Annotated in this window: 22 protein-coding genes; 8 read left to right on the forward strand and 14 right to left on the reverse strand. The window is 70.2% G+C overall.

Annotated elements, in window-relative coordinates:
* Positions 1-520: 520 nt before the first annotated feature.
* The 3 genes from ACX80W_RS03475 to ACX80W_RS03485 all read right to left on the reverse strand — a co-directional run bounded on the left by ACX80W_RS03475 (position 521) and on the right by ACX80W_RS03485 (position 4,917).
* A complete protein-coding gene (locus tag ACX80W_RS03475) occupies positions 521-2,905 on the reverse strand; it encodes an ATP-binding cassette domain-containing protein (protein WP_459280478.1) in 2,385 nt (794 codons plus the stop codon).
* Between the two features lie 162 nt (positions 2,906-3,067).
* Positions 3,068-4,093: a zinc-dependent alcohol dehydrogenase family protein gene (locus ACX80W_RS03480; protein ID WP_459280479.1), complete on the reverse strand. Its 1,026-nt coding sequence runs from the start codon at positions 4,091-4,093 to the stop codon at positions 3,068-3,070.
* 293 nt (positions 4,094-4,386) lie between these two features.
* Positions 4,387-4,917: a hypothetical protein gene (locus ACX80W_RS03485; protein WP_459280481.1), complete on the reverse strand. Its 531-nt coding sequence runs from the start codon at positions 4,915-4,917 to the stop codon at positions 4,387-4,389.
* Between the two features lie 293 nt (positions 4,918-5,210).
* On the opposite strand from ACX80W_RS03485, the gene ACX80W_RS03490 reads away from it, so the two are divergent.
* The 4 genes from ACX80W_RS03490 (at position 5,211) to ACX80W_RS03505 (ending at position 8,689) form a co-directional block, all read left to right on the forward strand.
* Positions 5,211-6,536: an amino acid permease gene (locus ACX80W_RS03490; protein WP_459280482.1), complete on the forward strand. Its 1,326-nt coding sequence runs from the start codon at positions 5,211-5,213 to the stop codon at positions 6,534-6,536.
* Between the two features lie 100 nt (positions 6,537-6,636).
* The gene (locus tag ACX80W_RS03495) at positions 6,637-7,209 is read left to right on the forward strand and encodes a dienelactone hydrolase family protein (RefSeq protein WP_459280484.1); all 573 of its coding nucleotides are present in this window, start codon (positions 6,637-6,639) and stop codon (positions 7,207-7,209) included.
* Positions 7,210-7,376: 167 nt separating this feature from the next.
* Complete coding sequence (locus ACX80W_RS03500; RefSeq protein ID WP_459280486.1) at positions 7,377-8,012, forward strand: AAA family ATPase; 636 nt, start codon at positions 7,377-7,379, stop codon at positions 8,010-8,012.
* Between the two features lie 20 nt (positions 8,013-8,032).
* Entirely contained in the window at positions 8,033-8,689 is a 657-nt protein-coding gene (locus ACX80W_RS03505; RefSeq protein WP_459280487.1) for a peptide deformylase, read from the forward strand.
* Positions 8,690-8,851: 162 nt separating this feature from the next.
* Here the strand turns inward: ACX80W_RS03505 and ACX80W_RS03510 are convergent, their stop codons facing one another.
* Positions 8,852-10,888, reverse strand: a complete 2,037-nt coding sequence (locus ACX80W_RS03510) for a S9 family peptidase (RefSeq protein WP_459280489.1) — start codon at positions 10,886-10,888, stop codon at positions 8,852-8,854.
* A 46-nt stretch (positions 10,889-10,934) separates the two neighbouring features.
* On the opposite strand from ACX80W_RS03510, the gene ACX80W_RS03515 reads away from it, so the two are divergent.
* Entirely contained in the window at positions 10,935-11,771 is an 837-nt protein-coding gene (locus ACX80W_RS03515) for a putative RNA methyltransferase (RefSeq protein ID WP_459280491.1), read from the forward strand.
* A gap of 28 nt (positions 11,772-11,799) precedes the next feature.
* Here ACX80W_RS03515 and yczE read toward each other — a convergent pair whose 3' ends face one another.
* Entirely contained in the window at positions 11,800-12,429 is a 630-nt protein-coding gene (yczE, locus tag ACX80W_RS03520) for a membrane protein YczE (RefSeq protein ID WP_459280860.1), read from the reverse strand.
* Between the two features lie 98 nt (positions 12,430-12,527).
* Between yczE and ACX80W_RS03525 the strand changes: the two genes are divergently transcribed.
* The 3 genes from ACX80W_RS03525 to ACX80W_RS03535 all read left to right on the forward strand — a co-directional run bounded on the left by ACX80W_RS03525 (position 12,528) and on the right by ACX80W_RS03535 (position 14,602).
* Positions 12,528-13,070, forward strand: a complete 543-nt coding sequence (locus ACX80W_RS03525; RefSeq protein ID WP_459280493.1) for an NfeD family protein — start codon at positions 12,528-12,530, stop codon at positions 13,068-13,070.
* Between the two features lie 52 nt (positions 13,071-13,122).
* The gene (locus ACX80W_RS03530) at positions 13,123-14,067 is read left to right on the forward strand and encodes an SPFH domain-containing protein (protein ID WP_459280495.1); all 945 of its coding nucleotides are present in this window, start codon (positions 13,123-13,125) and stop codon (positions 14,065-14,067) included.
* A gap of 187 nt (positions 14,068-14,254) precedes the next feature.
* A complete protein-coding gene (locus tag ACX80W_RS03535; protein ID WP_459280497.1) occupies positions 14,255-14,602 on the forward strand; it encodes an RNA polymerase-binding protein RbpA in 348 nt (115 codons plus the stop codon).
* Between the two features lie 76 nt (positions 14,603-14,678).
* Here ACX80W_RS03535 and ACX80W_RS03540 read toward each other — a convergent pair whose 3' ends face one another.
* The 9 genes from ACX80W_RS03540 to ACX80W_RS03580 all read right to left on the reverse strand — a co-directional run bounded on the left by ACX80W_RS03540 (position 14,679) and on the right by ACX80W_RS03580 (position 25,550).
* On the reverse strand, positions 14,679-15,407 hold the full coding sequence (locus ACX80W_RS03540) for a polyprenol monophosphomannose synthase (RefSeq protein WP_459280499.1): 729 nt from the start codon (positions 15,405-15,407) through the stop codon (positions 14,679-14,681).
* A 440-nt stretch (positions 15,408-15,847) separates the two neighbouring features.
* Positions 15,848-17,485 (reverse strand): amidohydrolase, encoded by a 1,638-nt coding sequence (locus ACX80W_RS03545; RefSeq protein WP_459280501.1) that lies wholly within the window; start codon positions 17,483-17,485, stop codon positions 15,848-15,850.
* 39 nt (positions 17,486-17,524) lie between these two features.
* Positions 17,525-20,338 (reverse strand): DEAD/DEAH box helicase, encoded by a 2,814-nt coding sequence (locus tag ACX80W_RS03550; protein ID WP_459280503.1) that lies wholly within the window; start codon positions 20,336-20,338, stop codon positions 17,525-17,527.
* A gap of 130 nt (positions 20,339-20,468) precedes the next feature.
* Positions 20,469-21,296 (reverse strand): twin-arginine translocase subunit TatC, encoded by an 828-nt coding sequence (gene tatC / locus ACX80W_RS03555; RefSeq protein WP_459280505.1) that lies wholly within the window; start codon positions 21,294-21,296, stop codon positions 20,469-20,471.
* Positions 21,297-21,301: 5 nt separating this feature from the next.
* Positions 21,302-21,622 carry a Sec-independent protein translocase subunit TatA gene (gene tatA / locus ACX80W_RS03560; protein ID WP_459280506.1) on the reverse strand — a complete coding sequence of 107 codons (321 nt, stop codon included), beginning with the start codon at positions 21,620-21,622 and terminating at the stop codon, positions 21,302-21,304.
* A 102-nt stretch (positions 21,623-21,724) separates the two neighbouring features.
* Entirely contained in the window at positions 21,725-22,060 is a 336-nt protein-coding gene (locus tag ACX80W_RS03565; RefSeq protein ID WP_459280508.1) for a hypothetical protein, read from the reverse strand.
* 9 nt (positions 22,061-22,069) lie between these two features.
* Positions 22,070-24,055 (reverse strand): helix-turn-helix transcriptional regulator, encoded by a 1,986-nt coding sequence (locus tag ACX80W_RS03570; protein ID WP_459280510.1) that lies wholly within the window; start codon positions 24,053-24,055, stop codon positions 22,070-22,072.
* Between the two features lie 118 nt (positions 24,056-24,173).
* The gene (locus ACX80W_RS03575) at positions 24,174-24,569 is read right to left on the reverse strand and encodes an FKBP-type peptidyl-prolyl cis-trans isomerase (protein WP_459280512.1); all 396 of its coding nucleotides are present in this window, start codon (positions 24,567-24,569) and stop codon (positions 24,174-24,176) included.
* 42 nt (positions 24,570-24,611) lie between these two features.
* The gene (locus tag ACX80W_RS03580; protein ID WP_459280514.1) at positions 24,612-25,550 is read right to left on the reverse strand and encodes an FKBP-type peptidyl-prolyl cis-trans isomerase; all 939 of its coding nucleotides are present in this window, start codon (positions 25,548-25,550) and stop codon (positions 24,612-24,614) included.
* Positions 25,551-25,604 lie beyond the last annotated feature (54 nt).

Below are 25,604 nucleotides of genomic sequence, written 5' to 3' on the forward strand. Positions count from 1 at the left end.
TCTTCAAGATAAGTTGACATAATGTAGATTATCGGCGAATTATCCAAGGGGCCGGAAGGGGCTTCAGTGGTGTCCTCATCACACGGCATTCTCCGCCTCGCCCCGGCGCCGGGCGCGCAGCAGAACGACGTCGATCGAGCCTTCACGCGACTGCCGAAATCCGCCCGTCGACAGCCGGCATCCGGCCACCGGCGGCTCGTCGGCAATTCAGCACCTCGTCGCACAGTGGACGCCGTCGGCGCGCATCCCCGCCGTGTCCGCCGGTCCCGGAGATGCCACTGGAGGAATGCTCCGCTGTGTCGCGATACCTGTCAGCGAATGCATGCCGGTCGGCTTCCGGGGTTGATTGGCCCTCAGCACGCAGGCTGCGGGTGCTCAAATCAGGCCGGTGGCCGGTCGGCCGGCATGGGGCGTTGTGGCCCCTCGGGGCACCACTCCCCCTGTTCCGCGCCCGTTTCGGCGGGTTGCCGGGCCGGGCGCCAGGTTTGGCGTCCGGCCGGCTAGATAGTTGACGTATCAACTAGGTCCGGACATAGGCCGCCAGGTGCTCCCCGGTGAGGGTTGAGCGCTGCGCGACGAGGTCGGCGGGCGTGCCCTCGAAGACGATCCGGCCGCCGTCGTGCCCCGCTCCGGGCCCGAGGTCGATGATCCAGTCGGCGTGCGCCATGACCGCCTGGTGGTGCTCGATGACGATGACCGACTTGCCGGAATCGACGATCCGGTCCAGCAGCCCCAAGAGGTTTTCGACGTCGGCCAGGTGCAGGCCCGTGGTCGGCTCGTCGAGGATGTAGATGCCGCCCTTGTCGGCCATCTGGGTCGCCAGCTTGAGCCGCTGCCGCTCGCCGCCGGACAGCGTGGTGAGCGGCTGGCCGAGGCTGAGGTAGCCCAGGCCGACGTCGGCGAGCCGGTGCAGGATGGCGTGCGCCGCCGGCGTCCGCGCCTCACCCGCCCCGAAGAACTCCTCGGCCTCGCTCACCGGCATGGCCAGCACCTCGCTGATGTTCTTCCCGCCGAGGTGGTACTCCAGCACGGAGGCCTGGAACCTCCTGCCCTCGCACTCCTCGCAGGTGGTGGCGACGCCGGCCATCATCGCCAGGTCGGTGTAGATCACCCCGGCGCCGTTGCAGGTGGGGCAGGCGCCCTCGGAGTTGGCGCTGAACAGTGCGGGCTTGACCCCATTAGCCTTCGCGAAGGCCTTGCGGATGGGCTCGAGCAGCCCGGTGTAGGTGGCGGGGTTGCTGCGCCGCGAACCCCGGATCGCCGCCTGGTCCACCGAGACCACCCCATCCCGTCCGGAGACCGAGCCGGCGATCAGCGAGCTCTTGCCCGAGCCGGCGACCCCGGTGACGACGACGAGCACCCCGAGCGGAATGTCGACGTCGACATTCCGCAGGTTGTGCGCGGACGCGCCGCGGATCTCGAGTGCGCCGTTGGCCTTTCTGACGGTGTGCTTGAGGGAGGCCCGGTCGTCGAAATGCCGGCCGGTGAGGGTGTCGCTGGCCCTCAGGGCCTCGACCGTGCCTTCGAAGCAGACGGTGCCGCCCGCCGTCCCCGCTCCGGGCCCGAGGTCGACCACGTGGTCGGCGATGACAACCGCCTCCGGCTTGTGCTCGACGACGAGCACCGTGTTTCCCTTGTCCCGCAGCCGCAGCAACAGGGCGTTCATGCGCTCGATATCGTGAGGGTGCAGTCCAATGGTGGGCTCGTCGAAGACATAGGTGACGTCGGTGAGCGAGGACCCCAGGTGGCGGATCATCTTGGTCCGCTGGGACTCGCCACCCGAAAGCGTTCCGGTGGGACGGTCGAGGCTGAGGTAGCCGAGGCCGATCTCGACGAAGGAGTCGAGGGTCTCCCCCAGCGCCGTCAGCAGCGGCGCCACCGAGGGCTCCTCCAGCCCGCGCACCCACTCCGCGAGGTCGCTGATCTGCAGGGCACAGGCGTCGGCGATGCTGATCCCCTCGATCTTCGACGACCGGGCCGCGGCGCTGAGCCGGGTGCCGTCGCACTCGGGGCAGGTCGTGAAGGTGATGGCGCGGTCGACGAAGGCCCGGATGTGCGGCTGCATCGCCTCCCGGTCCTTGGCGAGCAGGGATTTCTGGATCTTCGGAATCAGGCCTTCGTAGGTCAGGTTGATGTTATCGACCCGGATCTTCGTCGGTTCCTTGTAGAGCAGGTCATGCAGTTCCCGCTTCGTGAACTTGCGGATCGGCTTGTCCGCGTCGAAGAACCCGGAGCCGCTGAAGATCCGGCCGTACCAGCCGTCCACGCTGTACCCCGGGATGGTGAGCGCACCCTCGCTGAGCGACTTGCTGTCGTCATAGAGCTGGGTCAGGTCGAAGTCGGTGACCGAACCCATGCCCTCGCAGCGCGGACACATGCCGCCGGTGATGCTGAAGCTGCGGCGCTCCTTCGTGGTCGTTCCGCCACGCTCCAAGGTGACGGCACCGGAACCGCTGATCGAGGCGACATTGAAGGAGAAGGCCTGCGGGGAGCCGATGTGCGGTTGGCCGAGGCGGCTGAAGACGATGCGCAGCATCGCGTTGACGTCGGTCGCGGTGCCGACCGTGGAGCGGGGATTGGCGCCCATCCGCTCCTGGTCGACGATGATCGCCGTCGTCAGGCCCTCAAGCACATCGACGTCGGGCCGGGCGAGGGCCGGCATGAACCCCTGCACGAAGGCGCTGTAGGTTTCGTTGATCATGCGCTGGGACTCCGCGGCGATGGTGCCGAACACCAGTGAGCTCTTGCCCGAGCCGGAGACGCCGGTGAACACCGTCAGCCGGCGCTTGGGGATCTCGATGCTGAGGTTCCTGAGGTTGTTCACCCGCGCGCCCTGCACCCGGATCACATCGTGGCGGTCGGCATTGTGGAGCGGTTGCTCGTCAGTCCTCAGAGACATGCTCATGGTGGCTCTCCGTCCGTAAAGCTGACCGTTGGAACGGTCCCTGTCGTCGTCTTGGTCCATCTAACCAGTTGTCAGCCGCGCGGTGGCGTCTCCGGCGCCGGCTTCCGCGCCGGTGCGCACGGGCGGAGGGAAGGCCTGCAGCACTCCCTCCGCGGGCGAGGCCTACGGACGGATGAGGACCTTGAGCGCTTCGCGGTCCGCCATGGCGCGGTAACCCTCGGCAATGTCCTCCAGCTTCATGGTGCGGTCGAACACGCGGCCGGGCTGGATGGTCCCGTCGAGCACCTCCGGCAGGAGCTCTTCGATGTAGGCGCGGGCCGGCGCGACGCCGCCGGTCAGGGAGATGTTCCGCATGAACGTCGACGGCATGGGGACCTCGGAGTACTGGGGCACGCCGACCCGGCTGACGGCGCCGCCGTCGCGCACCACGGCGAACGCGGTCTCGATGGCCGGCAGGGTCCCGACGCACTCGAGGACGGCGGAGGTGCCGTCTCCCCCGGTGAGTTCCCTCACCCGGGCGGCGCCTTCCCCGCCGCGTTCGGACACCACCTCGGTGGCACCGAATTCCCGCCCGAGGTCCGTCCGGGCCTGATGGCGGCCCATCAGGATGATCTGCTCCGCGCCGAGCCGCTTCGCCGCGATGACGGCGGACAGCCCCACGGCACCGTCGCCGATCACGGTGACCTTCGATCCCTTCCCGACCCCGGCCGTCACCGCGCTGTGGTGGCCGGTGCACATCACGTCCGAGAGGGTCAGAAGGGCCGGCAGGAGGTCCGAATCCTCGCCGACCGGGACCTTCACGAGGGTGCCGTCCGCCTGGGGAATGCGGGCTGCCTCACCCTGGCCGGCGTCCGGATGGCCCCAGTTGCCGCCGTTCCGGCACGAGGTCTGCAGGCCGGCGCGGCAGAAGTCGCAGGTGCCGTCCGACCAGACGAACGGCACGATGACGACATCGCCGCGCTTGACCGTGGCGACGTCCCGGCCGGTCTCCTCGACGACGCCGATGAACTCGTGCCCCATCCGCGAACCGGTCCGGCTGGCCTTCCGGGAGGCGTAGGGCCAGAGGTCGCTGCCGCAGATACACGAGACGAGCACGCGCACGACGGCGTCGGTGCTTTGCTCCAGGGTCGCGTCGGGAACGTTCTCCACCCGCACGTCTCCGGCTCCGTACATCAGGGTTGCGCGCATGATTTCCTTTCCTGGGGCTGCCCGGCCGCGGCAGCGTCCCGTGTAGCCGAGTTGTCAATGTCCATGTCCGCCTGCACCCACGTCCAGCCGTCCCACCGTCCCACCGCCCAGCCGTCCAGACGGGACTTGGAGCCGGGCGGGCACGCCGGGTGCGTGCAGGACCGCCGGCGGGTGGTTCGAGGGGGTTCGGTCGGACGGGCCTCCCTCCCGAGACTACCGCCGTGGGTCCGCGGTGGGACACCCCGGCCGCGGGCCGGCGGGCCGGCCACCCGCCTTCGGGCGGTCCCGGCGTCCTAGTCCCGTCGCCGGAGGGCGGCCTCCCCGGTCTTCTTGGGAGTCGGCGACGGGGGCGATCCAACGAACCGGCCGCGGCCGCGTAGGCGACGGCCGGATCGAAGCCAGGAAACCGCCCACGTCCCCCGGGCGATCACCAACGCCGCCAGCAGGGCGGCGGCCGCGTGCGCGTAGAGCATGAGGTGCAGATCCTGCGCCGGCACCGCGGAAGCGGCGGATGGTGGCACCACGGCCGGCCCACCGTGTCCGTGCGGGGACGCGGTGCCGGCGGATCCGCCGACGAACGCGCTGCAGGCGAGGTGGAGGAGCTGCTGGGTCAGCGCGCACAGCAGCAGCACCGCCCAGCCGGGGAGGCGGAGGCGGGCGAGGATGGACGCCGCCAGGCCGAGCAGGGCGGTGAGGGCAAGGAGGACCGCCCCCGGCGGCGCTTCGCCGCCCGAGGCGCCATGCGCTGCAAGGCCGGCCGCGACGGCCAGTGGACCGTAGAGCCACGCGAGGAAGACCCGCGGGGCACTGCCGGCTGGATCCACGAGCCTCTCCTCCCCCGCCGCCGACGCCGGTGGTCCCTGGAGCGCGGACCCGCTCCGCCGGCCCGCCGGCCGGAACCGTACCTCCTTGCTACCGCCGCCGGGGGCCCCTGGCAAGCTTTCGTTGCACCGGGCCGACAGGGTCGGCCCGGCGCAGCCCGGTCGTCGGGGATGTGTTCCGCTGCGACATATTGCCACCCGATGTGCCTCAGGCGCCGCCGGTCGGATAGAAAGGAATGATGCCCAGTCCGTCGAGTGATCCAGCAAACCGCCCGCCCCTTCGAGCGGCCCGGCTCATGAAGCAGCGGCAGCTCACCATGATGGGCCTTGGAAGCGCCATCGGCGCCGGACTCTTCCTGGGCTCCGGTGCCGGTGTGCAGGCCGCAGGACCGGCCGTGCTGATCTCGTACCTCGTCGCCGGGACGCTGATCATCCTGGTGATGTGGGCGCTGGGTGAGATGGCTGCCGCCCACCCGAGCCGGGGCGCGTTCTCTGTCTACGCGGAAAAGGCAATGGGCGCGACCGTCGGGTCGACCATCGGCTGGTTGTGGTGGTTCCAGCTCGTGGTGGTCATTGCGGCGGAGGCCCTGGGCGCGGCCGCCCTGCTCGTCTCCATCTGGCCGGTCCTGCCGGTCTGGGCGCTGGCCCTGGTCTTCATGGTCCTCTTCACGGCCATCAACCTCACCGGCGTGCGCAACTTCGGCGGGTTCGAGTACTGGTTCGCGATCCTCAAGGTCGCCGCGATTGTCGTCTTCCTCGTCATCGGGGCGGCCCTCGTCCTGAACCTGCTGCCCGGGGTGCGGTCTCCGGGACTGGGGAACCTCACAACGGACTTCGCCCCGGCCGGGCTCGAGGGCATCGCGATGGCCCTGTTCATCGTCATCTTCGCCTTCGGCGGCACCGAGATCGTCAGCGTCGCCGCGGCCGAGACGGAGGACCCCTCGCGGAGCATCGGGCGGGCCGTCCGGACCGTCGTCTGGCGCATCCTGGTGTTCTATGTCGGTTCCGTTCTGGTGATCATCCTCGTGCTGCCCGCCACCTCGCCGGCCCTGGCCTCGCCCTTCAACGGGGTACTCGACGCCGCACGGATCCCCGGAGCCGGTACGGCCATCACCATCGTCGCCGTGCTGGCGCTGCTTTCAGCCCTCAATGCCAACCTCTACGGCGCCTCGCGCATGATCTACTCCCTGGCGGAGCGCGGTCAGGCACCCCGGTACCTCCAGCACCTCGGCCCGTCCCGGGTGCCGCGGCGGGCCGTGGCCACCTCGGTGGTCTTCGGCTTCGCCGCGACCGTCCTGGAACTGATCTTCCCCGAACGCATCCTGCCCGCCCTTTTCCAGCTCCTTGGCTCCACCTGCCTCGTCGTCTGGGGTTCCGCCCTCGTTTCGCAGATCATCCTGCGCCGGCGCGCGGACCGGGCGGGCACACCCCTGCCGGTGCGGATGAGGGGGTTCCCCTGGCTCACCGGTTTCGCACTTGTCATCCTCGGCGCAATCGTCGCCGTGGGCCTGAGCGCCGAAGCGAGCCGCACCCAGTTGATCAGCACCGCGGTTCTCATCGCCGCCATCGCGGCGGCAAGCACCCTGTTCCGCAGGGCACGGTCGCGGCAGACCGCTTCCTAAGCCGGTCGCTGCGGGCGCCCGGCGTCGTGGACCTTGCCCGCGGACAGCGCGCCGGCCTATAGTTGCGGACCGTTCGGGCCGCCGCGGAAGGGAAGCTGACATGGCCGAAATCCTGCTGTTCCACCATGCGCAGGGACTGACGCCCGGCGTGACCGCTCTCGCCGGCACCCTCCGGGCTGCAGGCCATACCGTCCACACGCCGGACCTGTTCGACGGCCGGACCTTCGACTCCCTCGACGACGGCCTTGACTACGCAGGGGCCATGGGCTTCGACACCATCCTGGGCCGGGGGGCGGAAGCGGCCGTCGGTCTTCCGGCGGGGCTGGTGTACCTCGGGCTGTTCCTGGGGGTGATGCCCGCGCAGCTGCTGGCCCAGACCCGCGGTGGTGCGCGCGGTGCCCTCCTGCTGCATTCCTGCCTCCCCGCCACGGAGTTCGGCGGCTGGCCGGCGGGTGTGCCCGTCCAGGTCCACGCAATGGAGGACGATCCGTTCTTCGCCGGAGAGGGCGATCTCGACGCGGCGCGCGCCCTCGTGGCCGGAACGGACAATGCCGAATTGTTCCTCTATCCCGGGAGGGAGCATCTCTTCACCGACAGCTCCCTACCGTCCTACGACGCGGCGGCCACATCGCTGCTCACCCGGCGGGCGCTCGCCTTCCTCGACGGGCTGTAGCCGGCCGGGATGCACGCGGCGCCCGAGGCCTGCAGCACCCGGGAGTTCCCGCCAAGGGCCCACCCAGCCCCGGTCCAGCTTGGGAGCGCATCCTAGGAGGGACAGTTGCTGGAACCCGGGACGCCCACCGGCCCTGACCGGCCGGCGCCCCACTGAAAGGACACCCCATGATCCTGGTGCTGACCGGAATCGACGGCGCAGGAAAGACGACGGCGGCACGGAGCCTCGCGGACCGGGTGCCCCAGGGCACCGAAGCCCTGGTCCTGGGCAACTACTCCGGACGGAAGACCCTCACCCGGTGGGCACGCCGGTTCGGGTGGACGGTGCCGGCCCGGGGAATGGACGCCGCCGAAACGCTGATCCGGCTCGGCCATGTGATGGTGAACTCGGTCCGGGCCGCCCGCTTCGACGGCATCGTGATCCTGGACCGGCACCTGCACTGCCAGCTCGCCCTCCGGGCGGCCCGGGGCCTGCGCCGGGGGGTCCTCCTCCCGGCCGCGCTGCGGCTGCTGCCCCGTCCCGACGCCGTCGTGCTCCTGGACCTGCCCGCGGAACAGGCCCTGCTCCGCATCGCCGCGCGCGGCACGGACAGTGAAAACCTCGACGAACTGCAGGCGTACCGCACTGCCTACCTCGACCTTGCGCGCGGGGCCGGGCACCTCGTGATCGACGCCGGAAGGGCGCCCGAAGCCGTCGTCGAGGACCTCCAGGGCGTCCTGGCCGAAGCCCTCGCCGGCCGCTCCGGGAAACCACCGGCGCCGGCCGCCGGACCGGCCATACGGGCACGGCAGCCTCTACGATGAGTTCCTCGTACCATGAGTCAATGGATACCCCGGCACAGTCTCCGCCCGACGCCCGGCACACGCGCTCCCAACTGCACGATCTTGTCCACTCGATCCTGTCCCAGGAGCTGCCGCCGATCGTCCGGGCCGGGCACCCTGTGCTGCGGATGCGGGCCCAGCCCTTCGACGGACAGCTGGCCGACGCCGACCTCGCGGCGCTGATCGCCCTGATGCGCCGGGTGATGCACAATGCCCCCGGCGTCGGGCTCGCCGCACCGCAGCTGGGCATCCCGCTGAGCATCGCCGTGGTGGAGGACCAGGGGGTGGAGGACGACGCCGTCGCCGCCGAACGCGGCCGCACGCCCCTGCCGTTCTTCGCCATGGTCAATCCCCGGTATGCCGCGGCCCGACCGGCCACCGCGTCGTTCTACGAAGGGTGCCTGTCGGTGCCCGGCTACCAGGCCGTGGTGGAGCGCCACCGGGAGGTCACGCTGGAGTACACCGCGCCGGACGGCCGGGGCGTGGCGACCCGGCTGGCCGGCTGGCCGGCGCGCATCGTGCAGCACGAGACGGACCACCTCAATGGCGTCCTCTACCTGGACCGCGCCGAGACCCGGTCCCTCGCCGACAACATCGAGTACACGCGCCGCTGGGCCCACCCGTCGATCGAAGAGGCCCGAAGGGGCCTGGGCTTCTAGCCCTCCGGGCCCTGCCCCGCGGCCGGCCGTCCGCCGCCGTCGGTCGTGCCAGTCGGGCCTGCCAGTCGGGCCTACCGCGGGGGCCTGCCAGTCGGGCCTACCGCGGGGGCCTACCGCTCGGGTTTACCGCCCGGGCCTACCGCTCGGGTTTACCGCCCGGGCCTACCGCTCGGGGCTCCCGCCTGCCGGTTGGTTGCGCTCGCTGGGGAGCCACTGGGCCCACCACCGGAGAATATGCTCGAAGCGCTGACGCCGGTGCCAGGGCGTCCCGGAGCGGGAGAGCTCGTGGTTCTCCCCCGGAAAGAGGAGGAGCCCGGTCGGGACGCCCTGCTTCTTCAGCGCCGTGTAGTAGCGCTGGGCCTGCTCGACCGGGCACCGCAGGTCCTCCTCGGAATGGATCACGAAGGTCGGCGTCTCAACGGAGGCGATCTGGGCGAAGGGATTCTGTCCCCGCACCTTGTCGGGGTCGGTGCCCGTGTATTCGTCGGAGAAGAACCAGCCGATGTCCGAGGAGCCGATGAAGGAGGGCGGGTCCAGGTAGCCCCGCTCCACGATGGCGGCGGTGAACCGGGAGTCCTGGGAGATGGTCCACGCGGTGAGGTAGCCGCCGTAGGAGCCGCCCATGATGCCGAGCCGGCTGCCGTCCATCTCGGCGTACTTGCCCAGGGCGCCGTCCAGGAACGCCAGGACGTCCTGCAGGTCGAGCGTTCCCATCGCCTCCTTGATGACCCGCCCGTGCTCCTGCCCGTACCCGGCCGACCCCCGCGGGTTGCACATCAGCACTGCATAGCCGGCGCGGGCGTACACCTGGGCCTCGTCGAAGTAGCCCCAGCCGTACTGCGAGAAAGGGCCCCCGTGGATGTTCAGCAGCACCGCGTGGGGGCCCTCCCCCTCGGGCAGGATCACCCAGCCGTGCACCGGCGCCCCATCGGGTGCCGGGAAGGTCTCCTCAGCCGCGGGTGAGATCCGGGTGGCGCTGCGCAGCTCCGCGGAGAAATCGGTGAGGGGCTGCAGCCCGTCCGCGCCCACCAGCGCCGCGTCGCCGGCCGTGCCGGGGCCGGTATAGCTGACGAGGACCCGGCCGGCGGCGGAGGCGGCGCCGCCCACCACGAACTGGCCTGCGGCCAGCGTCGAGGCCGTCCCGTCGGCGTCCACCTCAAGCAGTTCGCACGCGCCGCGGGTGCGGCGGATCACCAGGACCGAGGATTCCCCGTGCGGGACCACCTCGAGGACTTCCCCGAGGTCCACGGTCTCAGCATCGGTGAGGCGCCGGGCCTCCCCGGGCGAGTCGATCGGTGCCGCATACAGTCCGGCGTTCCGCGCGACGAAGTCAAGGCCGGTCGCGGAGAGCTCGCCGGCCAGGTAGAAGAGCCAGCGGCCGTCCCTGCTGTGGACCGGCGCCGCGCAGTCGAGCCGCTGCGCGGCGGAGAGCCCCGAAAGCTGTTCCCTGCCGGTGCCGTCGCGCCGGACCGAGTACACCTCGCTGGCCAGGGTGGAGTCGGCGTCCGGGCTGAGGGCCGCGGTGAACAGGATCCGGGTGCCGTCGGAGCTGAAGCGCGGGCTGTTGTGGTCCGCCGGGTCCGAGGTGAGCTGGACCGCCTCCGGCAGGGGCCCGGGACGGTCCGTGCCGGCGTCCCTGGCCACCCGGCCCACGGGCTCGATGAAGGGTTCGGTATCCGGGTGCGGCACCTCGACCAGGAAGAGCTGGGCCCGCTTGTCACCGGTGTAGCCGAGCCCGTTGGCGCGGTACTGGAAGGTCGTCACCAGGCGCGGGTCCTCGGCCGAGGCGCCGACCCCCTCGACGGTGCCGTACCGGCCCTCCTCGGGGACGCGGGCAACGAAAACGATCGAACCGGAGTCGGGGGCGAAGCGGAAGTCCTCGACGCCGAGCGGCTGGTCCGTCACCTGCAGCGCCTCACCGCCGCGGGAGTCCATCAGGTGCAGCTGCGGCTTGTCCCCCGGGCGGGCACGCAGGAACCCCAGCAGCGAGCCGTCGGGAGAGAACCGGGGTGAGGTGTCGCGGAAGCCGCGGCTGAGCCGGCGCAGCGCCCCCGAGTCGGTCTGCACCTCCCACAACTGGCCGACATAGGCGTCGGCGTCAAAATCCGGGCGGGTCACGGCGAACACCGCCCGGCCGCCGTCGGGGTGGAGCGTCGGAGTGCCGACGGAGTGCAGGAGGTTCAGCTGATGTGGTTCCACCCTTTCGAGACTAATGCGGGATGTGCCCTCCGCCTAGGATGGAGGGATGCCCTCCCTCCCCGAGAACCTGCTGCTGTGCCCTGTGTGCGGCTCGTCCCTCCACGTCGAGGGGCGCGGACTGGCCTGCGTGCGCGGCCACCGGTTCGATGCGGCCCGGCAGGGCTATGTGAACCTGCTGACAGGCAGGGGGACGGCGTTCGAAGCCGACAACGCGGGGATGGTCGAAGCGCGGGCGCGGTTCCTCGCCGCCGGGCACTACTCACCGCTGCGCGACGCCGTTGCGGCGGCCGCGCAGCGGCACGTCCCCGACCCCCGTGTGGTCGTCGACGCCGGCGCCGGGACCGGATACTACCTCCGCGGCGTGACCGACCGCTTCCCCGGGACTCTGCCGGTTGCACTCGACATCTCGAAGTTCGCGCTGCGCAAGGCCGCCCGCGAGCTGCCCGGCGGCATCGCGCTCGTGTGGGACCTGTGGCGGCCGCTCCCCCTTTCCTCAGGCAGCGCGGATCTGCTCCTCAATGTCTTCGCACCCCGCAATGTCGACGAGTTCGTGCGCGTGCTCTCCCCGGGCGGGCTGCTGGTGGTGGCGACGCCCCTGCCGGGGCACCTCGGCGAGGCCGCCCGGCTGGTCCCAATGCTCGAGGTCCCGGCCGATAAGGCGCAGGACCTCGCAGGGTCCCTGGACGGGCGCCTGACCGAGGTGGAGCGCCGGGAGGTCGTCCATGAGATGCGGCTCTCCCCGGAGGAACTCGCGGACGTGGCCGCCATGGGCCCGGCGGCACGGCACCTTGAGCCTCGGCAGCTTGCGGCGCTCGTCGAGGGGCTGGACCGGGAGGTCCCGGTGACCGCCCGCTTCACCGTCCAGGCGTTCCGCCACTCCTGACCGGCCGCGGGAACCCCGGACCCGGCCGCTAAGCCTTCCCGCAGGAGTTCCCGCGCAGGGGAACCCGCAGGGTCCGCAGCGCCTGTTGGACGAGCGGGCCGATGGCCAGGGCGAAGACGACGGTGCCGAGTCCCACGACGCCGCCCAGCAGGAAGCCCACGACCACGACCGTGAGTTCGATCGATCCCCGGACGGTCCACACCGGCCAGCCCGTCAGACGGACCAGGCCGGTCATCAGGCCGTCCCGGGGGCCCGGCCCCATGCCTGCGCCGATATACAGCGCCGTCGCGACGGCGAGCAGCACCAGGCCGGCCGTGAACATCAGCCCCTGAAGGACCAGGTGCTCCGGAGTGGCGAGCAGCCGCAGGACGACGTCGGCGGCTAGGCCGACGAGAATCGTATTAGCGATCGTTCCCCACCCGGGACGCTGCCGGATGGGAATCCACAGCAACAGCACCCCGATGCTGATCAGCACAGTCGCAATGCCGAAACTCAGGCCCGTGCTCCGTGCGAGTCCCTGCCCGAAGACATCCCAGGGCGAGGCGCCGAGGTTCGCGCGGACCATCAGGGCGATCGAGGCGCCGTACAGGAACAATCCGAGGTACAGCCGGAGGTGGCGCAGCAGCAGGTTTGGCGAGGTCAGGAGGCGAAGCAGCACGCTCAAGTGTCCCACCGCTGCCTCCCAGACTTTCAAATCGATAACGACCGGGCCCCGCGGGGCTCCGGCCCTAGGTATTGCCCGGCCACTTTGGCACAATGAGCAACACATCCGACTGCAGCCGTGCCGCCGGACCTGCCCGCCGTTCCGGGAGGGAAACGATGTTTGGTTGGCTCGTGGAGAACCCGTGGATTCTCTGGCTCGTCCTGTTCCTCGGCCTTGCGGCGGTCGAGACGCTCACACTGGACCTGATGTTCCTCATGCTGTCGGTCGGGGCGCTGGCGGGCCTGATCGCCTCCTTCGTGACCGGTTCCTTCTTCCTGCAGGGCCTGGCGTTCTGCGTCGTGGCCCTGATGATGGTCCTGCTGGTCCGCCCCATAGCCCTGAGGCACCTTCGCGGAGCCACGGGGGACCAGCGCTCCAACATCGAGCGCCTCATCGGCGAACCGGCGCTCGCGCTGGAGACCGTCACCTCCTCGTCCGGGACCGTCAAGATCGGCGGGGACACCTGGTCCGCCCGCACCCTGAACGGGATCTCGGTGCCTGCCGGTGCGCGGCTCGCGGTGGCGAGGATCGAAGGAGCCACCGCCGTCGTGGAGCCGGCGGCGGAGAGCCCCGACTCGAACGCTGACAACCTGTAACCTTCCGGCGGGGCCACCTCGGTCCCGCAGACCACTCGATCAAAGGGGATCCATGAACGGCGACGCCGGGACCATCGGACTGACAATCATCCTGATCGTCCTTGTCCTATTCGTTCTCATCGTGCTGGTGAAATCGGTGCGGATCATCCCGCAGGCCCGGGCGGGGGTGGTGGAGCGCCTCGGCAAGTACCAGCGCACCCTGCTTCCGGGACTGACCATCCTGATTCCGTTCGTTGACCGGCTGCTGCCGCTGCTCGACCTGCGCGAACAGGTCGTTTCCTTCCCTCCGCAGCCGGTGATCACCGAGGACAACCTGGTGGTCTCCATCGACACCGTCGTGTACTTCCAGGTGACCGATGCGCGGGCGGCGACCTACGAGATCGCCAACTACATCCAGGCGGTCGAACAGCTGACCACCACCACCCTGCGCAACGTCGTCGGCGGGCTGAACCTCGAACAGGCGCTGACCTCCCGGGACCAGATCAACGGGCAGCTGCGCGGGGTGCTCGACGAGGCGACGGGCAAGTGGGGCATCCGGGTGTCCCGGGTTGAACTGAAGGCGATCGATCCGCCCCACTCCATCCAGGATTCGATGGAGAAGCAGATGCGCGCCGAACGTGACCGGCGGGCGGCGATCCTCACCGCCGAGGGCACGAAGCAGTCGGCGATCCTCACCGCCGAGGGTCAGCGGCAGGCCGCCATCCTGGCCGCGGAGGGCGACGCGAAGGCGGCGATCCTGCGGGCCGACGGCGAGGCCCAGGCCATCCAGAAGGTCTTCGACGCGATCCACCTGGGCAACCCGACGCCCAAGCTGCTCGCCTACCAGTACCTGCAGACGCTGCCGAAGCTCGCGGACGGATCCTCGAACAAGCTGTGGATCATCCCCTCCGAGATCGGTGACGCCCTGAAGGGGCTCGGCAGCGTGCTCGGGACGACGACGGTCGACTCCCGGGACGGCCAGGCGGCCGAAACAAACCCGTCGATGCGTGACGCGTAGACCGGTTCCGGGTATAGTTGGTGGTTTGCCGGAATTTCTTTTCCCCGGCAGGAACATTCCCGCTGGATGCGGAGTTATACAGTATGCGTAGTAGCCCGGTTTCCTGCTGCCGTCGACGGCCGTCGGGCCGGGGGCGCGCAGATCGGTGCCGGCCCAGCCGGAAGCCACTCGTTGAGTAGGAGAAAATATGAGCGATCGCAGCCTGCGCGGCATGCGCCTCGGAGCGCAAAGCATGGAGACCGAATCGGGTGTGGAGCCCGCTCCACGCCAGCGGGTCGAGTACCGCTGCGAAGACGGTGAGCGGGTCTTCGTGACGTTCGCCGCCGAGGCGGAAATCCCCCCGGTCTGGGTTTCCAAGACCGGCAAGGAAGCGCTTCTGGTCGATGGGGAGCGCCCTGACAATTCCAATGACAAGCCCGTGCGCACGCACTGGGACATGCTGCTCGAGCGGCGCTCGGTCGACGAACTCGAACAGATCCTGCAGGACCGGTTGACGATCCTGCGGGAGCGCCGCGGCGAACGCCGCTCCGCCTGACGCCAGGGCCCGCGCGGCCGATGCCGGTGACGCCACCTCCGGGTGGGGTCACCGGCATTTTTGTGCCCGGCGCCGGTCAGCGGCCGCGGCTGGTCAGCTTCCGCCACCTTGCCGCCAGGCCCCACCGCGTGACATTGACGATGGCTTCCACCACGATGCCGCCGTGCATCTTCGAGGCCCCCAGCTCCCGCTCCACGAAGGTGATGGGGACCTCGGTGATCTTCAGGCCGAGCCGGGCCACCCGGAAGGTCATGTCCACCTGGAAGCCGTATCCGATCGACTCGACCGAGGACAGGTCAAGCTTCTCCAGCGTCCCGCGGCGGAAGGCCCGGAAGCCGGCGGTGATGTCCCGCACCGGGAGCCCGAGCATCAGGCGGGAGTAGGTGCTGCCCGCCCTCGACAGGAGCTTGCGGCGCCGGGGCCAGTTGACCACGCTCCCGCCGGGGACCCAGCGCGAACCGATCACGAGGTCGGCCCCGTCGACGGCGTCGAGGAGGCTCTGCAGCTGCTCGGGCCGGTGGGAGCCGTCGGCGTCCATCTCCACCAGCACGTCATAGCCACGCCCGAGTCCCCACCGGAAGCCGGCGATGTAGGCCGCGCCCAGTCCCTCCTTGCCGGTGCGGTGCAGGACGAACACCTGCGGGTCCGTCGTGGCGGTACTGTCAGCGAATGCTCCCGTGCCGTCCGGGCTGTTGTCGTCGACGATCAGCACGTCGGTGCCCGGCACCGCCTTCCGCAGCCGTCCCAGTGTCAGCGGGAGGGATTCGATCTCGTTGTAGGTCGGAATGATGGTGAGAACACGCAAGCGAGAGGGCCTTTCCGGGGGAACGCAGGGACCGCTGGTGCCTGCAAGTCAAACGTCAAGTATAGGCGACGAGGAAAGGCGGACCCGGAAGGGGCGGCGCCGCGCAGGGCCGGTTCATCGAGCAGGCCCGCCCGCCTTCGTACCAGAAGCGGCGAACCGGATCTGTTCTCTGATGGCGTGCGGGCCTGCTCTTGATGATGCCGTCACCGTCCTCACCCGTACGGCGGTCGAGGCCGAACGGGAGGTTGGTCGCGCCGGTGGCCGGCCAGGTCAGTTCCCGAGGAGTTGCTCCAACCCGTAGTGATTCAGCTTACGTGCTGGAGATGAGGTGTCAATGAGCCCCTGACCTGCGGAAACGTCCCTTTGTGCAGGTCAGGGTCCCGTCCGGCGGCGGCCTTTTTCCCACCGTGGACGCCCCTTGACTGATGGCCCTGCGGCCACTACAAGCCGAAGGCGCCGTCCTCGGAGAAGAGGGTCCGTCCGTGGTGGACGGTCTCGATGCAGCGCGGCGGGGTTTCGGTGTCCAGGGCGGGCAGCAGCGGGGTTCCGGCCCGTGGATCGGTGCTCCAGGACTGCACCCGGCTGTCCGGGGTCTGGACCATGAGTTCGTCGACCTGCCACACCGCGAAGGAGGCCGGCGAGCCCGGCGCGAGCTGCCCCAGCATCGGGTTGGCCGCACCGGCCGCCCTCCAGCCGGCCCGGGTGTGGGCGATGAAGGCCGCCCGGGCGGAGATCGCCTCGGCGGGCTTGCTGTGCTCGATGCAGGCGCGCACCGAAGCCCAGGGGTCAAGCGGGGTCACCGGGCTGTCGGAACCCATCGAGAGCGGCACGCCGGCCGCCAGCAGCGAGGCGAACCTGTTCATCCCGCCCCGGCGTCCCTCGCCCAGGCGCTGCGCGTACAGGCCGTCGGCATGCCCCCAGAGGAAGTCGAAGGCCGGCTGGGCGCTGACCGTCGCTCCGTAGTGGACAAGCGCGGCAATGGCGTCGTCGTCGACCATCTCGACGTGCTCAAGCCGGTGCCGCGAGCGGCGGACGGCGTCGATACCGAGCTGCCGCTCGGCCTCCCCCAGGCCGGCGAGGACGACGTCGAGCCCTGCATCGCCGATCACGTGGAAGCCGGCCTGCACTCCCGCGGCGGTGGCGGCGGTCAGGTGCGCGCCTACAGCTGACTCATCGAGGAAGGCGTGCCCGCGGTTACCGGGGTCGTCGGAGTAGGGCTGCCGCAGTGCGGCGGTGCGGGAGCCGATCGAGCCGTCGACATTGAGGTCGCCCGCCAGCCCCGCGACGCGGCCGCCGAAGGAGGCGAGGATGCTCCGCGCGTCCTCCGGCGAGGTGACGGCTTCCGCCCAGTAGGCGATCACCTCCGGCAGGGCTGCCCCAGCGTCCGCACCGCCGAGGGCGAGCAGTCCTTCGAGGTCCTCCCGGGGCGCGATGTGCGGCGCGGCCATCTCCACCACGGCGACGATGCCGCGGGAGGCCGCATGGGCCAGGGCTGCGCGCTGCAGGGCGGCGCGGTCGGTGGGTGCCAGGGCGCGGGTCGCGAGCCGGGCCGCGGTGTGGGCGGCGCGCACCAGGAAGCCGTCATTCCAGCCGTCGAACTCCGCCAGACCGAGGGACGCCGCCAGGGTTCCGGAGACGACGGCCGAATGCACATCCGCCCGGGTGAGGTAGACAGGGCGCCCGCCGGAGGCCGCATCGAGCTCGGCGGCCGTCGGGGCGCGCCGCTCCGGCCACCGGGATTCGTCCCAGCCGTGGCCGAACACCGGACCCTCATGGGCCGCGGCCGCGGCGCGGACACGTTCCAGCAGGTCCGCCAGGCTGGTGCACGCCGACAGGTCGATCGAAGTCAATCCCAGGCCGGTCTCGGTCGTGTGGAAGTGCGAATCGACGAACCCGGGCGCGATGAGGGCGCCGTCGAGGTCGACGGTGCGGACCCCCGGCCCGCCGAGGTTCTCCGCGGCATGCTCACCGCCGATCCAGGCGACCGTTCCGCCGTCGACGAGCATGGCGGTGGCGAAGGGGTCGGCGGGGCTGTAGACGGAGCCGTTGCGGTACAGGACAGGGCGCTGGGAATCCATGGAGTGGGAACGGAGCTTTCAGTAGGAGGGTTGTGCGGTCTATTCGGTGATATTTGAGTACGCGACCACGCCGCGGCGGATCAGGGCGATCGCCTTGACGCAGCGGCCGTGCAGGCCTTCGGGCAGGTCGCTGACCTTCGCCAGCTGGTCGAGCAGGTCGATGACCTGCTTGGCCCAGCGGACGAAGTCCCCGGCGGCCAGTTCGGTCCCGCTGAGGGCGGTCTGGAGGGAGCGGCCCTGGGCCCACTTGTACATCGGCCAGACGAGCCCGAGTTCGGGCTCGCCCGTCACCGGGAGGCGGTGCTGCTCCTCCCGGTCGGTAAGGCGGGACCATTCGCGGATGATGATGTCCACCGAAGCCTCGAGCCCGAAGCTCGGCATCACCGGGCGCAGGCCGCGTTCCTCGCGCTTCGCCTGGTACACCAGGACCGAGGCGACGGCGGCGAGTTCCACCGCGTCGAGGTCGTCGAAGGCCCCGTTTTCCACCGAGAGTGCGATGAGGAGGTCCTTTTCCCCGTAGATGCGGCGCAGTTTCTGCCCCGCCGGGGTGATCTTCAGGCCGGTTGCGGCGTCCGGTGTGACGTACCCGTAGCCGGCCAGCACCTCGGACACCCGGTCGAAGGTCTTCGCGATGGTGTTGGTCCTGCCCCGGATCTGCCCGGCGAGCCGGTCGGTCTCCTTGCGCAGCTTCAACCAGCGTTCGGACCAGCGGGCGTGCTGCTCCCGCTCGCTGCACCCGTGGCACGGGTGGGCGCGCAGGCGCCGGCGCAGCTCCGTGATGGCGCGTTCCTCGGCCGCGGCGGTGGAGGAGTGCAGCCCGTTTCCGCGGTCCGCGCCCCGGCGCGGCGGACGCTTCTCCTGCAGGGCGTTGCGGAGGGAGGAGGTCAGGTCGCGGCGGTCCTTCGGGCTGCGGGCGCTGAAGCTCTTGGGGATCCGGATGCGCGAGAGGATTTCGATGGGGCCGTCGAGGTCCTGGACGCCCACCCGGCGGATCTGCGTATCGATGGTAAGCACGGTGGGACGCGGTTCGCGGGAGGAGTCGCTGTCGAGCACCACGGCATAGCCCTGGCTGCGGCCCCCGGGCACGTCGATGACGTCGCCGGGCCGCAGCGCCTCGAGGGAGGCCTCGGCCGCCGAACGGGCCGAGCGGGACCGGTCTCGGGTGGAACGCTGCTCAAGGTCGGTCAGCTCCCGGCGCAGGCTCGCATATTCGCGGAAATCCCCAAGGTGGCAGGTCATCGAGTTCTCGTACCCGCGCAGGGATTCCTCCCGGCTGCGCAGCTGCTTGGCCATGCCCACAACGGAGCGGTCGGCCTGGAACTGTGCGAAGGAGGTCTCGAGGATTTCGCGGGAGCGCTCCTGCCCGAACTGGGCGATGAGGTTGATGCTCATGTTGTACGTCGGGCGGAAGCTCGAGTTCAGCGGGTAGGTGCGGCGCGAGGCGAGCCCCGCCACCGCCCCGGGGTCGGTGCCGGGCTGCCAGAGCACCACCGCGTGGCCCTCGACGTCGATGCCCCGGCGTCCGGCCCGGCCCGTGAGCTGGGTGTACTCCCCCGCGGTGACATTGACGTGCGCCTCGCCGTTGAACTTGTCGAGCTTCTCCAGGACCACCGACCGGGCGGGCATGTTGACGCCCAGGGCGAGGGTCTCCGTGGCGAAGACGGCCTTGACCAGTCCGGCGGCAAACAGTTTCTCGACGACCTCCTTGAAGGTGGGGAGCATGCCGGCGTGGTGGGCGGAGAAGCCGCGGATGAGTCCTTCGCGCCAGGTCCAGAAGCCGAGGATCTCGAGGTCGTCCCGGGGGATCTCCAGGGTGGCCTCGTCGATGGTTTCGCTGATGATCCGGCGCTCGTCCTCGGTGGTCAGCCACAACCCGGCGTGGAGGCACTGGGTCACTGCGGCCTCGCACCCGTTGCGGGAGAAGATGAAGGTGATCGCCGGCAGGAGGCCGGCGCGGTCGAGGGCCGTGATGACCTGGGGGCGGTTCGCGCGCCGCACCAGGGTGTCCTGCGGGCGGCGCGCAGGCGTCCTTCCCCGGCGTCCGGAGCCCCATCCGGCACGCTGGTTCAGCCGCACCTCGTTGCTTGCCAGTTCGAGCAGTTCGGGGTTGACTTCGTAGAAGTCGCGCGCCCCGCCGTCCGGGCCGGACGGCGCCGCCTCGTCGAAGGCCACGTCGCCGGCGAAGAGGTCAAGGAGGTTCGAGCCGACCATCACGTGCTGCCACAGCGGCACCGGCCGGTGCTCGGAGACCACGACGTCGGTGTCACCGCGGACGGTGTCGAGCCAGGCACCGAACTCCTCGGCGTTGGAGACCGTGGCGCTGAGGGAGACCAGCTTGACCTCGGTCGGCAGGTGGATGATGACTTCCTCCCAGACCGCGCCCCGGAACCGGTCGGCGAGGTAGTGCACCTCGTCCATCACCACGTAGCCGAGATCGTCAAGTGTCTCCGAGTTGGCGTAGAGCATGTTCCGCAGCACTTCGGTGGTCATCACGACGACGTCGGCGTCGGGGTTGATCGTCGTGTCGCCGGTGAGCAGGCCCACCCGGTCCGGGCCGTGCACCGCGGCGAGCTCCGAGTACTTCTGGTTGCTGAGGGCCTTGATCGGGGTGGTGTAGAAGGCCTTGAGGCCCTGCTGGAGCGCGAGGTACACAGCGAACTCCCCCACCACGGTCTTCCCGGCGCCCGTCGGGGCCGCCACGAGGACTCCCCTGCCCGCCTCCAGGGAGGTGCAGGCATCGCGCTGGAAGGGATCGAGTTCGAACGAGAGCGTGTTTTCGAAGGCGAAAAGCTGGGTCCGTGCCATCTGGTTGCGGGCCTTGGCCGCCTGGTAGCGCTCTGCGGGGGTGCTCATCTTTCAACCCTAAACGCTGGGCCCGGGCGCGGCACGCATCGCCCCGGCCTCCCGGGCGCGGGCGGCGGCACCGACAGCGGGGCCGGGGGCGCAGTTCCGTGCCTCCCCGGGGCCGTCCCGCCGACTGGTGTCAGAGTCCCTCGATGGAGGAGGCCCGGTCGGCGCCGGCCTCCACCTCGGCCTCCCGGGCCGCGTTGCGCCGGGCGCGGCGCTTGTCGTTGAGCAGGCACAGGCCGATGGCGGCGAAGAACAGTACGAGCATCGGAACCGCGAGGTAGAACATGCTCACCGCGTCGGCTCCCGGGGCGGCCATGGCGGCGAAGAGGCAGACGAGGAAGACCGTGATGCGCCAGGCCTTCAGGATCTGCCGTCCGGAGATCAGCCCCACGAGGTTCAGGCCGAACAGCACCACGGGCAGCAGGAAGGCGATGCCGAAGGCGAGCATCAGGCGCAGGATGAAGGTGATGAACACCGACACCGTGATGATGTTGGTGAAACCGCCCGGGGTGAAGTCGGTCAGGACCCTCACCGCGTTGGGCAGCACCAGCCACGCCAGGTAGATCCCGGCAAGGAAGAGGGGCACGGCCACCGCGATGAAGGACAGCGAGATGCGCCGCTCCTTGGCGTGCAGTCCGGGCGTGATGAACGCCCACAGCTGGTACAGCCAGACCGGGCTGGAGATGATCAGGCCCAAAAAGACCGAGACCTGGATGAGCAGGTCGAACGGGGAGGCGACTGCGTCGAAGTTCAGGGCCGCGCTGCGGCCCTCGCGCTCGTTCAGTTCCTGGATGGGCGCCGCCAGCGCCTCAAGGACCGGGTTGTAGATGAAGAAGCCGACGACCGTGCCGGCGACCACCGCCAGCGCCGACTTGACCAACCGGATGCGGGCTTCGCGCAGGTGTTCCTTGAGCGCCATCCGTCCCTCGGGGTTGGCCTTGCGCCCTCGAGTGCGTGCCATGGTCCCTAGGGGGTGGGGCCCGGCGTTCCGCCCGGTGCGGGGCTCGATCCACCGGCCGTCCCGGGCGGGGTGTGCGGGCCGGCGGCCGGCTGGCCGGGCGTGCCCTGGGTTCCGGAGGCAGGCCCTGAGGCGACGATGTTCCCCTCGACCGGGGTGCCTGCGGTGCCGCTGCCGGTGTTGTTCTCGTCCTTCATCTGCTTGACCTCGGACTTGAAGATGCGCAGCGATTGACCGGCGCTCCGCGCCAGCCCGGGAAGCTTCGGCGCTCCGAAAAGAAGGATCGCGATCACGATAATAATGACGATTTGCCAGCCGTCGAGCCTCATGCCAGGTTCCTCTCCTAGATCCCCTCCAGTTTAGGTCATAGATCGGCCCGGTCGTGCCCGGGGAGCCGCGCTCCCCCGGGGTCCCGCCGGCCGGGACGGGGCCTACAGGTGGGGAAGGTCGCCCAGCAGCTGGGGCCGCCGGTGCTCCGCGCGGCGGTGGACCCGCCGCTCGCGCCGGCGCCACCGGCGCAGCAGCTTCGCTTCGTGGTTGGCCCGGCGCACCTCGCCGGGATCGGCGAATACGGCCGGAACGGCGCCGGGGCTCCCGCCTTCGGTGCCGGCGGCCAACGGAGGAGGAGCGAGCTGCGCCGTCGCCTGCTCGAACTCGTTGAGTGCCGACACCGCCTTCCGGAAGACCCGGAAGGCCACCGCGAGCAGGAACAACGCGCTGACGGCTACGAGCGCGATCCACAACACCAACCACATCCACCACGACATGGCTTCAGTCTAGGTTGTCGTTGAGGCAAGGGCCGCCTCGAGCCACCGCAGGACCTCCCGGCGCACGTCCCCGGGCCCGGCCACCGCCGCCGCCCCGCCGAGGCCGGCCATCAGCCCGGGGAGCCAGGCCACCGACCCGACACGCAGTTCGGCCGCGAGCGTGCCGCCGCCCTGTTCCTCGGTCCGCACGGCGTTGTACTGGGCCGCGATCCAGCGCGCCGGTTCCTTCAGGACCAGGACGACGCTCCGATCGTCCGGCGATGGGGTGTAGAGCCCCGCCGACGGCGCAGGCGGGGGTCCGGCCGGACCCGCCTCACCTCCGCGGGTGACGGGACGGTCCGTGAGGCGGGCGTCCTGGATGCGGTCGAGGCGGAAGTTCCGGAAGCCTGCCGAGCCGGTGCACCAGGCCTCCACGTACCAGAGGTCGTCCTGGGAGAAGGCGCGGACCGGTTCGATGACCCGGTCGGTGATCTGGTCGCGGGCCGGGACGAGGTAGGACATTTCGATCTGGACGCCGCGGCGCAGGGCCTCCTGGAACAGCTCGAGGTGGGGGTGCACCTCGTCCTCGCTCAGCCGGGTCGCCATCACCGTGCCCATCCGTGCGGCGTCGCCGGCCGCCGCGGTGAGCTTGGCCTGCGCCGTGGCGAGGGCCGGATGCGCCGCGATGCCCGGCAGCTCCCGCAGCGCCTGGAGGCCGACGATGAGTGTGCAGGCCTCGTCCATCGCCAGGCGCACGGGCTGGGAGAGGTTGCGGGCGTTGCTCAGGTAGATCCTGCCTCCCTCGACGTCCACGTCCATCAGGCCGTCCGGGTAGTGGCGCGGGCCGCTGACGAACAGGAGGTCGAGGTCACGGGTCAGCTGGGCCTCCGAGACGTCGAACCGCTGTGCGGTTTCGCGCAGCCCCGCCCCGGGGTGGGCCAGCAGGTAGGGCACCAGGTCGAGCAGCCGCAGCAGGTGGTCCTGGGCGGAGGACTTCCGGCGCGGAGCCGTACCCTGCCCCGCGGTAAGCACCACCTCGGTGGTGGCGCGGGCGGCGGCCAGGGCGCCGGTGAGCAGGTGCCGCACCGAGGCGCCGAGTTCGGCCGGCGCGGTGACGGCGGCATTCGCGCCGAAACCGGCGACCTCCGCGGCCAGGGCCGGCAGGCCCGTGTACGGGACGCGCAGGCGGTCCCACTCCTCGCCGTGTTCGACCAGGACGGCGCCCCGGCGCACCCTCAGTACGTTGCAGGTGCCCGGCCGTACGAGCAGCTCTGCGGTGCCTTCGGCGTCGCGGCGGGTCAGGGAGGCAAGGGCGGCGTTGATGTCGAAGGATTCCGGCGGCTCGAAGCCGCCCTCGCGCAGCGCCGGCGGGGAGGTCATGCGGGAGAGGCGGAAGAACCGTTCGGCCTGCCGGTCGGTGTCGAAGCCGACGAGGTACCAGTGCCCGAAGCGGGAGCCCATCCCCCACGGCCGCACCGTGCGTTTTTCCTCACGGCCGGTGCTCGCCGCACGGTAGGTGAAGGTGATGGTCCGCCGGGCGGCCATGGCCCGCCACACCTCGTCCCAGTAGGGTTCGCTGGTGCGGATTCGAGGCTGGACCGGAAGCGGCGCGGGAGGCTCCGCGCCCGGAGTGCGGAGGCTGAGCTTACGCATGGCACGGGTGGCGGCGGAGTCCAGCGAGGCCGGGTCCCACATGCCCGCGGCGAGGCTGAGGAAGGTGTATTCCTCGGCGGTGAAGGTCACGCCTGTGAGCTGGTACTCCTCGGCGTTGATGCGGTAGCGCTGGACGGTGTTGTCGGTCTCGAAGAGGGGGTCCTCGCTGAAGGACTCGAGGGGAATCCCCTGCTCGCGCAGCATCGCCTTGTCCCGGTCGAACAGCTTTTCCCGGGCGGCGGCCGTGGGCGCCTCCCGGTACAGCTCGATCTCCTCGAACAGTTCCTCCTTGCTGAAACCGCGTTTGCTGGACAGCAGCAGGATCACCAGGGTCAGGAGTCGTTCGGTTCGTTTTGCGGACACGGGAGTTACCTTACCTGCCCGCGAACGGCCCCCGGACCAGCCCCGTTCCGGCCCACGACCGGGAACGGAAATGCCGCCCCGCGCGGGGCACGGGGCGGCACTTTTCGGGGAAGGAGGTTCAGCGCACGTCGAGCAGGTCGACGACGAAGATCAGCGATTCGTTCGGTCCGATGGCCGAGCCGGCACCCCGGGCGCCGTAGGCGAGGTCGGAGGGAATCTCGAGCCGGCGGCGGCCGCCGACCTTCATGCCGAGCAGGCCCTGGTCCCAGCCCTGGATGACCTGGCCGACACCGACCTTAAAGTCCAGCGGGGCGCCGCGGTTCCAGGACGCGTCGAATTCCTCTCCGGTCGAGAACGCGACACCGACATAGTGGGTGGAGACGGTGTCCCCGGGCGTGGCGGCCTTGCCGTTGCCCTCGATGAGGTCCTCGATGACGAGTTCGGTGGGGGCGCCGTGGTCCGGGAAGTCGATCTCGGGCTTCGAGCGGTCGAATTCGCGCTGTCCAAATGACATGGTTCTCCTTCGCAGGGTGGGGGTGTTCGGTGGTGCTGGCTTTTACTTGGCGGCGGTCTTGCCGGTGATCTCCACGAAGAACACGAGGGTTCCCGAGGGGCGTCCCTGGGGGGCGGGGTCGCCGTAGCCCCAGGCGCCGGGGATGACCAGCAGCACCTGCGAGCCGACCTTCTGGCCGCTCAGGCCCTTGGTCCAGCCCTCGATGACGCCGGTCAGCGGGAACTCGGCGGGCTCGCCCCGCTCGAAGCTGGAGTCGAACTGCTCGCCGTCCTCCCAGCGCCAGCCGCTGTACTTGGCGGTGATCGTGTCGGACTCGGCGACCTTCTCGCCGTCGCCCTCCTTGAGGACCTTCACGACGAGGTCCTCGGAGGGCTTGTTGTCGGGGATGGTGACCTCGGGCGCGCCGTCCTTGGCGAACTTGAAGGTGGGAAGCTTGCCGTCCTCGTCGAGCTTGCTCACGTCCTCCGGGGAGAGGATCTTGGGCTCCGGGGCGGGGTCCTTGGCGGAGATGATCTTCAAGACCACGATCTGCTGGGGGGTGGCCTCCTGGCCTTCGGCAGGCTCCTCCACCGGGCGGGTGTACCCGATTTGGGCTCCGACCTTGGTGCCGACGAGGACCTCGTACAGCTCGGCGTCCTGCTCCTTGAGCGTGTCGTCGACGGGCAGCGGCTGCGGTTCGCCGGCCTCGTAGGTGTCACCGAGCTTGCTTCCGTCTTCCGCGTTGAAGAAGGCCGCGTTGAAGGTGATCTGCTGGCCGGCCTTGATGGCCTTGCCCTCGCCCTCGACGAGGGTCTTCACAGCCGGCGCGGTCACCTTGAGGGGCGTGTCGAACTCGACCTTGGGGGCCTTCTTCTCGCTGCCGCCGCTGACGGTGACCGATTCGAAGACATCGGCGTCGCCCGCCGACTTGCCGGTCGAGGCGCCGCCGCAGCCGGCGAGCACGAGCAGCAGGGGCAGGAGGAACAAAAGTACTCGTCGCACAGAACTTCTTTCGCAGGAGTTGTCGGTAGTTCAGGCAGCGCCCATCCGGAGGGG

It is taken from the genome of Arthrobacter melezitosi, assembly GCF_054511055.1.

Coding starts and splice junctions, on each gene's coding strand:
- ACX80W_RS03480 (WP_459280479.1), bottom strand. CDS start 4,093: ATGCGCGCAACCCTGATGTACGGAGCCGGAGACGTGCGGGTGGAGAAC.
- ACX80W_RS03505 (WP_459280487.1), top strand. CDS start 8,033: ATGGATACCCCGGCACAGTCTCCGCCCGACGCCCGGCACACGCGCTCC.
- ACX80W_RS03490 (WP_459280482.1), top strand. CDS start 5,211: ATGAAGCAGCGGCAGCTCACCATGATGGGCCTTGGAAGCGCCATCGGC.
- ACX80W_RS03535 (WP_459280497.1), top strand. CDS start 14,255: ATGAGCGATCGCAGCCTGCGCGGCATGCGCCTCGGAGCGCAAAGCATG.
- tatA (WP_459280506.1), bottom strand. CDS start 21,622: ATGAGGCTCGACGGCTGGCAAATCGTCATTATTATCGTGATCGCGATC.
- ACX80W_RS03500 (WP_459280486.1), top strand. CDS start 7,377: ATGATCCTGGTGCTGACCGGAATCGACGGCGCAGGAAAGACGACGGCG.
- ACX80W_RS03530 (WP_459280495.1), top strand. CDS start 13,123: ATGAACGGCGACGCCGGGACCATCGGACTGACAATCATCCTGATCGTC.
- ACX80W_RS03475 (WP_459280478.1), bottom strand. CDS start 2,905: ATGAGCATGTCTCTGAGGACTGACGAGCAACCGCTCCACAATGCCGAC.
- ACX80W_RS03495 (WP_459280484.1), top strand. CDS start 6,637: ATGGCCGAAATCCTGCTGTTCCACCATGCGCAGGGACTGACGCCCGGC.
- ACX80W_RS03515 (WP_459280491.1), top strand. CDS start 10,935: ATGCCCTCCCTCCCCGAGAACCTGCTGCTGTGCCCTGTGTGCGGCTCG.
- ACX80W_RS03545 (WP_459280501.1), bottom strand. CDS start 17,485: ATGGATTCCCAGCGCCCTGTCCTGTACCGCAACGGCTCCGTCTACAGC.
- tatC (WP_459280505.1), bottom strand. CDS start 21,296: ATGGCACGCACTCGAGGGCGCAAGGCCAACCCCGAGGGACGGATGGCG.
- ACX80W_RS03565 (WP_459280508.1), bottom strand. CDS start 22,060: ATGTCGTGGTGGATGTGGTTGGTGTTGTGGATCGCGCTCGTAGCCGTC.
- ACX80W_RS03550 (WP_459280503.1), bottom strand. CDS start 20,338: ATGAGCACCCCCGCAGAGCGCTACCAGGCGGCCAAGGCCCGCAACCAG.
- ACX80W_RS03525 (WP_459280493.1), top strand. CDS start 12,528: ATGAGCAACACATCCGACTGCAGCCGTGCCGCCGGACCTGCCCGCCGT.
- ACX80W_RS03575 (WP_459280512.1), bottom strand. CDS start 24,569: ATGTCATTTGGACAGCGCGAATTCGACCGCTCGAAGCCCGAGATCGAC.